The following is a 9,713-nucleotide window of genomic DNA, read 5'->3' as shown; positions in this document are numbered from 1 at the left end:
AGCGTTCATCCTGAGCCAGGATCAAACTCTCCATTGTATAAATTCCTACACTTACTCGTAAGTAAGCTGATGTCGAGTGCTGATCCGACTCGTATTAACGAGTAAGTCTCGTTTCGTTGTCGCTTGTTTGGACTCTCTACTCTTGCAAGCAGAAAGCCTTACCTATTTGTCATTTCCAACTATTCAAAGAACGTGTGCCTCACCCTGTTGGTGAAACCGTGCGCTAGCCAGGCTAGCCGTGTTCTACTCTCTATTTTCGAAGCTTGCCCGAGCGTCGTTCCGTTCGGGGTTGCAAAGGTAAGAAGAGTTTTTCATTTGGCAAGCGAGAGAGGAAAAAAATTTGAAGTATTTTTCGTTGCTCGCTTTTCAAACTTCCTGGCTTCCGACCGAAGCGGGGTGCAAAGGTAAGAACCTTTTTTCTTTCTTTCCAACTCCGAAACAAAGTTTTTTTTCGTTTCAGGATTTGTCGAGCCCCTCGATTGGGGAGGACAAAGGTAGCAAACCATTACCGACTTTGTCAAGTCTTTTTTTCGACTTTTTGAAGATTTCTCTTCGTGACAAGGGGCTTAACAATGAGCGCTAAGAAAGAAGTTCAAAAGATGTTTTCATCTTTTATCCCGTACCGCGTTTTGGTTTGGGAGTGCAAAAGTGCACGGTGTCCTTTAGATTTCCAAACCTGACGGCCAACTTTTTCGTTGAAGGCCGCTACTTAGTAGTAAGCTCATCCTACTGTAGGCTGTGGTATAACTACTTGCAAGCTCTTATTGGTTCACAGATAGTCGAAAAAAAATCAAGCTCCAATGAAAGTTGAGCTGTTAGTTAGTAACAAAAGAAAGGCGAGGCAGGGAAAATCTTCCCTGCCTCGCTTTTAAGGCCGTTATCAGCGCCTTTGTCTATGCCATGTGCAGGGTGCTTACCCGGTCGGGGCCCACGCTGACGATGCTGATGGGCACCTCCAACTGAGTCTCTAGGAAGCTTACATAGTCTTTAAGCTCCTTGGGCAAGGAATCCGCAGAGTTGATTTGCTGCAGATTTACCTTCCAGCCGGGTAAGCTCGTGTACACGGGCTTCATGGTTTGCAGGTCGCCGAGGTCGGGAAGCTGGTTGGTTTCCTCCCCTTCCGGGTTGCGATAATGCGTGCAGATACGGATTTCATCGAACTCATCCAGCACATCAGCCTTCATAAGGTGAATTTCGGTTACGCCGTTCAGCATAATGCTATAGCGTAGAGCTGGCAAATCAATCCAGCCGCAGCGACGGGGGCGGCCGGTGGTGGCACCGAACTCGCGGCCGGCGGCGCGGATTTGCTCACCGACCTCATCGTGGAGCTCCGTGGGGAACGGGCCGCTGCCGACGCGGGTGCAATAGGCTTTGCTGATGCCATAGACCTTATCGATGTGGCGGGGAGCAATGCCGAGGCCGGTGCAAGCGCCTGCTACTACCGTACTGGATGAGGTAACGAAGGGATACGTGCCAAAATCAATGTCCAGCAGAGAACCCTGGGCACCTTCTGCTAAGATCTGTTTGCCTTGGCGCAGCAAATCATTGAGCAGATATTCGGTATCGGCGAGCTGTAGGGTGCGCAGGAAGTCGACGGCGGAGAAGAACTCGGTTTCGGCTTGCTCGATATCAAGTTGCTGACCATGGAAGCTGGCCAGGGTAGCATGACGAGCTACGGCTTCGTTGTAACGTTCTTGGAAGTCGGCCAAGAGAATGTCGCCGACGCGCAGGCCGGTGCGGCCAATTTTATCCTGGTAAGTGGGGCCGATACCTTTTAAGGTCGACCCGATTTTGCCACCACCGCGGGCTTCTTCCAGGATTCGGTCGAGGGCGCGGTGCGAAGGCAGAATAAGCTGCGCTTTCTTGGAGATGTAGAGGTTTTTGGCCCACTCCACGCCCCGGTCGGTGAGCTTCTGGAGCTCGACGCGGAACACAACTGGGTCGAGCACCACGCCATTGCCGACGACATTGATAATATGCGGGTGAAAAATGCCCGATGGAACCTGGTGCAGCACGTGCTTGATTCCATCGAACGTGAGGGTATGGCCGGCATTGGGGCCACCCTGAAAGCGGGCCACTACATCGTAGGTAGGGGCCAGTACGTCAACAATCTTTCCTTTTCCTTCGTCGCCCCACTGCAGGCCTACAAGTACGTCAACGGGCATTAGTTAGCAGATTTGAGGGCTTCGGCGGCGGCCGTTTCGTTTTCAGCAATAGTAAAAATGGCGTTGAGCTTGGTCAAGGCCAGCATTTTGCGGGGATGGTCGGCAGGATTAATCAACACCAGTTCGCCACCGCGGCTGCGGAACTTGGTGAGCAAAGAAACCAGAACGCCGATACCGGTGCTGTTGATGTAGCGCACGCCCGAGAGGTCGACGGCGCAGAGCATGACGGACTCACCCAGGTGGTCGTCGACGGACTGCAGAAGCTGTTGGGTGTCGGGGCTGCCGATCAGGTCGCCGGTCAGGCGCACGTGCAGGATGCCGTTGCTTACGGTAGATTCAGTTTTCATTCGCTGGCTGCGCGGGCGGCTGCTTTAGCGCGGCAGTCGCCACAAACGCCGTAGAGGTTTAAAGAGTGGTGCAAGATATGGAAATTCAAAAGCTCCCCGACCATGGTCTGGATGCCGTGGATGCGCGGGTCGCAGAACTCGACGACCTTGTGGCACTCGGTACAGATGACATGGTCGTGCTGGCGGTAGCCGTAGGACTTCTCGTACTGGGCCAGGTTACGGCCAAACTGGTGCTTGCTAACCAGGCCATGCTCGACGAGCAAATCGAGGGTGTTGTAAACCGTGGCGCGGCTGACCTGCAGGCCCTGCGCCTTCATGCCGGCATACAGTTCTTCGACGTCGAAGTGGCCGGTCCGGGAATAGATTTCCTCCAGAATGGAATACCGTTCGGACGTTTTGCGCAGGCCCTTATTTTCGAGGTAAGCGGTGAAGATCTTCTTTACTTCCTCGAACTTCTCTTTATCCAACATTATGTGACCTTATATATAAGGAGTACCAAAGGTAGGGAAAACAACCCGTTTCGGAGGCTATAACCGGCAACGCAACGCATAGTTCCTCACTTACTTTCTCCGGCATGCACCTTTTGTACTGCTTAATACTTTTTAAACTTTTTAGTGCTCTACGACGCAAAACGCTCGACCAGCAGCACCCCGTTCACCTTGGAAAGTCGCTGAATCATCTTGTTGAGATGGTCGGTGTCGTTGACGAACACCATAATTTGTCCCTCGAAGAACCCGTCGTTAGAGTCAATGGTGATGGAGCGCATATTCACCTTCAGGCTGTTGGAGATGATGCGCGTCACGTCGTTGACGAGGCCCACCCGGTCGGAGCCCTTGATGCGGATGCCGGCCAGGAAAGCCAGTTCCAGCTGATCGGTCCACTTGGCGCGCACGATGCGGTTGCCGTAGTTCGACATCATGGCCACGGCTTTGGGGCAAGACGTGCGGTGAATCACGATACCCTGCTCCGTTTCGAAGCCGAAGACGTCGTCGCCGGGAATCGGGTTGCAGCAGGGCGCAATGGTGTAGTCGAACTTCTGGGTCTCCTCCCCTATCACCAGCATGTCGGCCCGCACCCCCCGGATTTTCTGCACCTCCTGATCAAAGGCTTTAGGTTCGAGCATCGATGGGCTGCGCGGGACTTCCTTAGTTGGGTCGAAAAGACTTTCCTTGATTTCGCGACCGTCGAGCTGGCCTATAGCAATGCGGTAGTAAAAATCCTGGGGGTTGTACACGTTGAAGTGGGCCAACATGCGGTTTAGGTTGTCCTGAGTATTTTCGACCCCGAGCAACTCCAAGCGCTTTTCCACGATGAAGCGGCCGTCTTCGGCTTTGACTTTCTTGTCGTCGCGCAGCCACTCCTTGATTTTACCGCGGGCCTTGGAGGTAATAACGTACTGCAGCCACTCCTCGGTAGGCCGCTGCTTTTGAGAGGTCAGAATCTCGACCTGGTCGCCGTTGCGGAGCTGGTAGCTGAGCGGCTCGAGCTTCTGGTTGACCTTGGCCCCCAGGCACTGCAGGCCGATGTGGGTGTGGATGTCGAAGGCGAAGTCTAAGGCGGTGGCTTTATCGGGCAGAATGACCAGCTTGCCCTTGGGCGTAAAGGCGTATACTTCCTTGACGAACAGGTTCTGGCGAAACTCGTCCATGAACTCCAGAGCGCTGGAATTGTTGGTTTCGAGCATTTCCCGCACCTTGGCAATCCAGGCCTCAAGCGTCGATTCGGGCTGCACCGAGCCGGTGTCCTTGTATTTCCAGTGCGCCGCGTAGCCTTTCTCGGCAATGTCGTCCATACGGCGGGAGCGAATCTGGACTTCTACCCACTGCCCAGTGCGCGACATGACCGTGGTGTGCAAACTCTCGTAGCCGTTGGCCTTGGGCGTACTCACCCAGTCGCGGAGCCGGTCGGGGTTGGGCTGGTAGAAATCCGTAACAATGCTGTAAACCTGCCAGCAGGCGGCTTTTTCCTGCTCCTGGGGCACGTCGAGGATGACGCGGATAGCAAACAGGTCGTAGACTTCGTCGAAAGTCACGTTCTGCTTGCGCATCTTGCGCAGGATGGAATAGATGCTCTTGGGCCGGCCTTTGATTTCGAAGCCGAAGCCCTGGGCTTTCAATTCCTCGTCGATGGGTGCCACGAACTCCTTAATAAAGCGGTTCCGGGCGCCGCGGCTCTGGCGGACTTTATTGGTAAGGTCGTTGTAAACCTCGGTGTCGGTGTATTTCAGGTATAAGTCCTCCAGCTCGCTCTTGATGGCGTAGAGGCCGAGGCGGTGGGCCAGCGGGGCGTAGAGGTAAATGGTTTCGGAGGCAATCTTGAGCTGCTTGTGGCGCGGCATCGAGTCCAGGGTCCGCATGTTGTGCAGGCGGTCGGCAATCTTGATCAGAATCACGCGCACGTCTTCCGACAAGGTGAGCAGCATCTTGCGGAAGTTCTCGGCCTGCTCACTGGTGCCGTACTCGAAGACGCCGGAAATCTTGGTCAGGCCGTCGACGATCTGAGCCACGCGGGGGCCGAATTCGCGCTCCACGTCCGAAATTTCCCAGGGCGTGTCCTCTACCACGTCGTGCAGCAGGGCTGCCACGATGCTGGTAGTGCCCAGCCCGATTTCCTCCACCGCAATCTGGGCCACGGCCAGTGGGTGCAGAATGTAGGGCTCCCCGGATTTGCGGCGCATCTCCTTGTGGGCTTCCAGGGAGGTGTTGAACGCCTTTTTAATCAGTTTGGCGTCGTTGCCAGACAGGTAGGGCTTAGCGGTACGCAGCAGGCGCCGGTAGTGGCGAAGAATCTCGTTGCGTTCTACTTCGGGGTCAATCAGAGTGGCCATTATGCGGGGTGAAGCCCGGGGCTTCGGTATTTACTACGCTTACGAAAGTACGAAGGGCGGGGCGGGTTTTACGCCCAAACTGCATTTATAACAAAGCTGAGCCGGAAATCCTTGCTCATTTCAGGAGTGCGAACTTTACAGCGCACCTGAATACCCGACAATCGGTCTGCCCCGCCAACCGCAAAGTTCGCGCTACCAATTTGTTAGCACACAAAAAGAGTCTTTGCCCCTACTTTCTCCACCGATTTCGAGCCGTGGTTTGAATATTCGCCGTGCTTGCGTAGCTTTGCGGCCCCGAGGCAATAGGCCCGGGAACCGCGGATGTGGCGAAATTGGTAGACGTGCCAGACTTAGGATCTGGTGCCGCAAGGCGTGTGGGTTCGAGTCCCTCCATCCGCACAGAATAGTTTTCAACAGTACCCTGAGCCCTCAACCCACCCGTTGGGGGTTTCTTTTTCGCCCCCTTCGATTCCTTTACTTTAACCGACGACCCCGCTTTGAATATCACCTTCGACAAAAACGACGATCAGCTTAGTGCCATCCTGACAGTACACCTGACGGAAGCTGACTACTCGCCCGCCGTGGACGAGAAGCTGAAAGAATATAGCAAGAAAGCCCAGATCAAGGGCTTCCGCCCCGGCAAAGTGCCGGTAGGGCTGGTGCGCAAGATGTACGGCAAAGGCGTATTGGGCGAGGAAATCAACAACCTGCTCGGTAAGGCTGTCGACGGCTACATCAAGGAAAACAACATCAAAATCCTCGGTGAGCCCCTGCCCGTGCCCAGCGACGTGAATTTTGATACCGACAAGGAGTTCGACTTCAAGTTTGAGCTGGGCCTGCTGCCCGACTTTGAGCTGCCCGCCGATCAGTCCATTACCATCGACCGCCACCAGGTAACCCTCGACGAGGCCACGCTGGAAGAAACCCACGACCAGATCGGCCGTCAGTTTGGCGAAAGCACCAACCCCGAGGTTTCGGAAGAAGGTGACTACCTGTACGGTAAGCTGAAGAAAGGCGAAGACGAGGCCACCGAGCGCCCCGTATTGCTGCCCATCAACAAGGTGAAGAACGGCGTGGAGAAATTCATCGGCGTGAAGCCCGGCGACGTGCTGACCTTCGACCTGTCGGATGCTTTCGGCGGCGACGCTTCGGCCATTGCCAATTTCTCGGGCCACTCCAAGGAAGAGGCCGCCAACATCAGCGGCGAGTACACGCTGACGGTGGAGAAAATCAACCGCACGACCAAGCCCGAGCACAACCAGGAGCTCTTCGACAAGGTATTCGGCAAAGACGCCGTGACTTCGAAAGAAGAGTTCGACGAGAAAGTACGCACCACGGTGCAGGAGAACTACGACCGGGAGTCAGACAACCTGGTAAATCGTCAGATAATCGACAAGATGGTGGACGCCACCACGGTGCAGATTCCGACCGAGTTCTTCAAGAAGTGGCTCGTTCGCGCCAACGAAGGCAAGCTGACCGCCGAGCAGGTGGAAGAGCACTACGCCGACTACGAGCGGGAGCTGAAGTGGTCCATGATCCGCAACAAAGTCGTTGAGGAGCAGGGCCTGAAGGTGTCGAACGAGGAAATCATCGAGCGCACCATGCAGAAGATTATGGGCCAGTTCAATCTGCCCGAAATCAGCGAGGAGCTGCAGGAGTCGGTCCGCGGCTTCGCCGACAACTATCTGCGCCAGGAGAACGGTAAGAACTACGTACAGGAGTACGAAGCCATTCTGGCAGAGAAAGTCATCGAAAACCTGCGCGGCAAAGTTGTTGTTAATGACAACCCGATTTCGGCCGAGGACTTCCGGACTCAGGGTGCAAGCTAAACCTTAGCCCGCATCTTGGTTTTGTAACCAACAAAAAAGCCCTTACTTGCCAGTCAGGGCTTTTTTGTTGCCCGACGGGTTCCGTTTCTAATCTTCTCTACCCTACATTTTTCCCATGCTGAATAAACAAGAGTTCCGCAAATTTGCCGTCAAAGGACAGGGCCTCAGCGGCCTGGGCGTGGATCAGTACCTGAACCACGTGGAAGGCCAGGTGCGCTCGGGCATGATGCTGCCCACGGGCATGACCCGCTCGGTAATTGAGGAACGTCCCACGCGCTTCGCCGAAATTGACGTATTCTCCCGCCTGATTATGGACCGTATCGTGTTCCTGGGCACGGCCGTCGACGATTATATTGCCAACATCATCACCGCCCAGCTCCTGTTTCTGGAGTCGGCTGATGCCAAGAAAGACATCCTGCTCTACATCAACTCGCCCGGCGGCTCGGTATACGCTGGCCTCGGCATCTACGACACGATGCAGTACGTGGGTCCCGATGTAGCTACTATCTGCACCGGCCTGGCCGCCTCGATGGGTGCCGTGCTGCTCGCCGGTGGAGCCAAAGACAAGCGTTCGGCCCTGCCCCACGCCCGCGTGATGATTCACCAGCCTTCGGGTGGTGCCCAAGGTCAGTCGACGGACATTGAAATCACGGCCCGCGAGATTCTCAAGCTGAAGAAAGAGCTGTACGACATTTTGGCCAAGCACAGCGGCAAGACCTACCAGGAAATCTACGACAACTCGGAGCGCGACTACTGGATGCGTGCCGACGAAGCCAAAGAATACGGCCTGATCGACGAAGTGCTGGAGAAAAAGACGGCGTAGGTTGTCTCAGATTCTCCAGAACGTCATGTCGAGCAAAGCGAGATATCTCGCGTGCAATGCTAATTAGTTGCTCTGGCAACGACCGCACGCGAGATTCCTCATCTCTGCTTGAAGCGCAGAATGTTCGGAATGACGTTCCAAGTCAGCCTTGACAAATATCCCCAAAGCCCGCTTTCGGTTGACAACCCGAAGGCGGGCTTTTGGTTCTTTTAAGTAGAGACCCGACAGTTAGCAACTTTTTTTGCTGCGTGCGGCGTTTGCGTTTTCGTACCTTTGAGTTGGCTTCGGGCAAAACGAGGCTTTCCTACCCCATCCTGAGAGTCCTAGCAATGGCAGATATAACGTGCTCCTTCTGCGGTAAGAGCAAAAAAGATGTCTCGGTCATGATTTCCGGCATCAACGCCCACATCTGTGAGCGGTGCGTGGGTCAGGCCCAGCAGATATTGAACGAGGAGAACAAGATCCGCTCGAACTCCAAGACGCCCAAGTTCAACCTGGTGAAACCCCGGGAAATGAAGGAGTACCTGGACCAGTACGTGGTAGGTCAGGACGAGGCCAAAAAGGTGATGTCGGTGGCGGTGTACAACCACTACAAGCGCCTGATGCAGCCCAAGACCACCGGTAAGGACGACGTGACGATTGAGAAGTCGAACATCATCATGGTGGGCGAAACCGGTACGGGCAAGACTTTCCTGGCCAAAATGCTGGCCAACATCCTGCAGGTGCCCTTCTGCATTGCCGACGCCACCGTGCTGACCGAGGCCGGCTACGTGGGTGAGGACGTGGAAAGCATCCTGACCCGCCTGCTGCAAGCTGCCGACTACAACGTGGAAGCCGCCGAGCGCGGTATCGTCTACATCGACGAAGTGGACAAGATTGCCCGCAAGAGCGACAACCCCAGCATCACCCGCGACGTGAGCGGCGAGGGCGTGCAGCAGGCCATGCTGAAGCTTCTCGAAGGCACCACGGTAAACGTACCGCCCCACGGCGGCCGCAAGCACCCCGAGCAGAAGATGATTACGGTGAATACCGAAAACATCCTCTTCATCTGCGGCGGCGCTTTCGTGGGTATCGACCGGATTATCAAGAGCCGCCTGAACACGAAGCCCATGGGTTTTGCCAAAACCCAGCTCTCAGACAAGGTGGATACCAACAACTTCCTGCGCTACGTGACGGCCGTGGATTTGAAGGCCTTCGGGTTGATTCCCGAGCTCATTGGCCGTCTGCCCGTGCTGACTCATCTCAACCCGCTGGACCACGCCACGCTGCGCAAAATCCTGACCGAGCCCAAGAACTCGATTGTGAAGCAGTACGCCCGTCTCTTCGAGATGGAAGACATTGAGCTGACTTTCACCGAGGAAGCCCTGGAGTACATCGTGCTGAAAGCCGATGAGTACCGCCTCGGGGCCCGCGGCCTGCGCTCGATCTGCGAGAGCATCATGACCGACGCCATGTTCGACATGCCTTCGGACGCCGACGCCAAGGAGCTCATCATCGACCTGGACTACGCCCAGAGCAAGTTCGAAAAGTCGCCGCTGAAGCAGTTGCGCGCCGCCTAGCGACAAGATAGTTTTAACAGAAAAGCCCCAGTAGGATATCCTGCCGGGGCTTTTCTGTTAAAACTATCTTTCATTATACCAACCAAAAACGCTAATGCGTGGCCCTAGTACGCTAAGCCTGCCCTAGTGCTCTGAGAGCTAAGACGCAACGCTCCAATCCTTA

7 protein-coding genes and 1 tRNA gene are annotated in these 9,713 nt (G+C 55.3%); 4 read left to right on the top strand and 4 right to left on the bottom strand.

The window, feature by feature from the left end:
• Positions 1-893: 893 nt before the first annotated feature.
• From CLV45_RS24085 to CLV45_RS24070, 4 genes are all read right to left on the bottom strand, one after another.
• Complete coding sequence (locus CLV45_RS24085; RefSeq protein ID WP_100339050.1) at positions 894-2,165, bottom strand: adenylosuccinate synthase; 1,272 nt, start codon at positions 2,163-2,165, stop codon at positions 894-896.
• Entirely contained in the window at positions 2,165-2,512 is a 348-nt protein-coding gene (locus tag CLV45_RS24080) for an STAS domain-containing protein (RefSeq protein WP_100339049.1), read from the bottom strand. The genes CLV45_RS24085 and CLV45_RS24080 overlap by 1 nt, the downstream gene beginning before the upstream one ends.
• Entirely contained in the window at positions 2,509-2,982 is a 474-nt protein-coding gene (locus CLV45_RS24075; RefSeq protein ID WP_394338493.1) for a Fur family transcriptional regulator, read from the bottom strand. Before CLV45_RS24075 ends, CLV45_RS24080 begins: the two co-directional genes overlap by 4 nt.
• A gap of 149 nt (positions 2,983-3,131) precedes the next feature.
• Positions 3,132-5,339, bottom strand: coding sequence for a RelA/SpoT family protein (locus tag CLV45_RS24070; RefSeq protein WP_100339047.1), 2,208 nt, complete (start codon positions 5,337-5,339; stop codon positions 3,132-3,134).
• A 317-nt stretch (positions 5,340-5,656) separates the two neighbouring features.
• On the opposite strand from CLV45_RS24070, the gene CLV45_RS24065 reads away from it, so the two are divergent.
• The 4 genes from CLV45_RS24065 (at position 5,657) to clpX (ending at position 9,550) form a co-directional block, all read left to right on the top strand.
• Positions 5,657-5,738 (top strand) — tRNA-Leu (locus CLV45_RS24065).
• A 98-nt stretch (positions 5,739-5,836) separates the two neighbouring features.
• The gene (gene tig / locus CLV45_RS24060) at positions 5,837-7,168 is read left to right on the top strand and encodes a trigger factor (protein ID WP_100339046.1); all 1,332 of its coding nucleotides are present in this window, start codon (positions 5,837-5,839) and stop codon (positions 7,166-7,168) included.
• Between the two features lie 115 nt (positions 7,169-7,283).
• Entirely contained in the window at positions 7,284-7,991 is a 708-nt protein-coding gene (locus CLV45_RS24055) for a ClpP family protease (RefSeq protein ID WP_100339045.1), read from the top strand.
• A 329-nt stretch (positions 7,992-8,320) separates the two neighbouring features.
• On the top strand, positions 8,321-9,550 hold the full coding sequence (gene clpX / locus CLV45_RS24050) for an ATP-dependent Clp protease ATP-binding subunit ClpX (RefSeq protein WP_100339044.1): 1,230 nt from the start codon (positions 8,321-8,323) through the stop codon (positions 9,548-9,550).
• Positions 9,551-9,713: the final 163 nt, after the last annotated feature.

It is taken from the genome of Hymenobacter chitinivorans DSM 11115 (assembly GCF_002797555.1).
Lineage (GTDB): Bacteria > Bacteroidota > Bacteroidia > Cytophagales > Hymenobacteraceae > Hymenobacter > Hymenobacter chitinivorans.
This window is presented reverse-complemented; position numbering and strand designations above follow the sequence as displayed.

Coding starts and splice junctions, on each gene's coding strand:
- CLV45_RS24085 (WP_100339050.1), bottom strand. CDS start 2,165: ATGCCCGTTGACGTACTTGTAGGCCTGCAGTGGGGCGACGAAGGAAAA.
- CLV45_RS24080 (WP_100339049.1), bottom strand. CDS start 2,512: ATGAAAACTGAATCTACCGTAAGCAACGGCATCCTGCACGTGCGCCTG.
- CLV45_RS24075 (WP_394338493.1), bottom strand. CDS start 2,982: ATGTTGGATAAAGAGAAGTTCGAGGAAGTAAAGAAGATCTTCACCGCT.
- CLV45_RS24070 (WP_100339047.1), bottom strand. CDS start 5,339: ATGGCCACTCTGATTGACCCCGAAGTAGAACGCAACGAGATTCTTCGC.
- CLV45_RS24055 (WP_100339045.1), top strand. CDS start 7,284: ATGCTGAATAAACAAGAGTTCCGCAAATTTGCCGTCAAAGGACAGGGC.
- clpX (WP_100339044.1), top strand. CDS start 8,321: ATGGCAGATATAACGTGCTCCTTCTGCGGTAAGAGCAAAAAAGATGTC.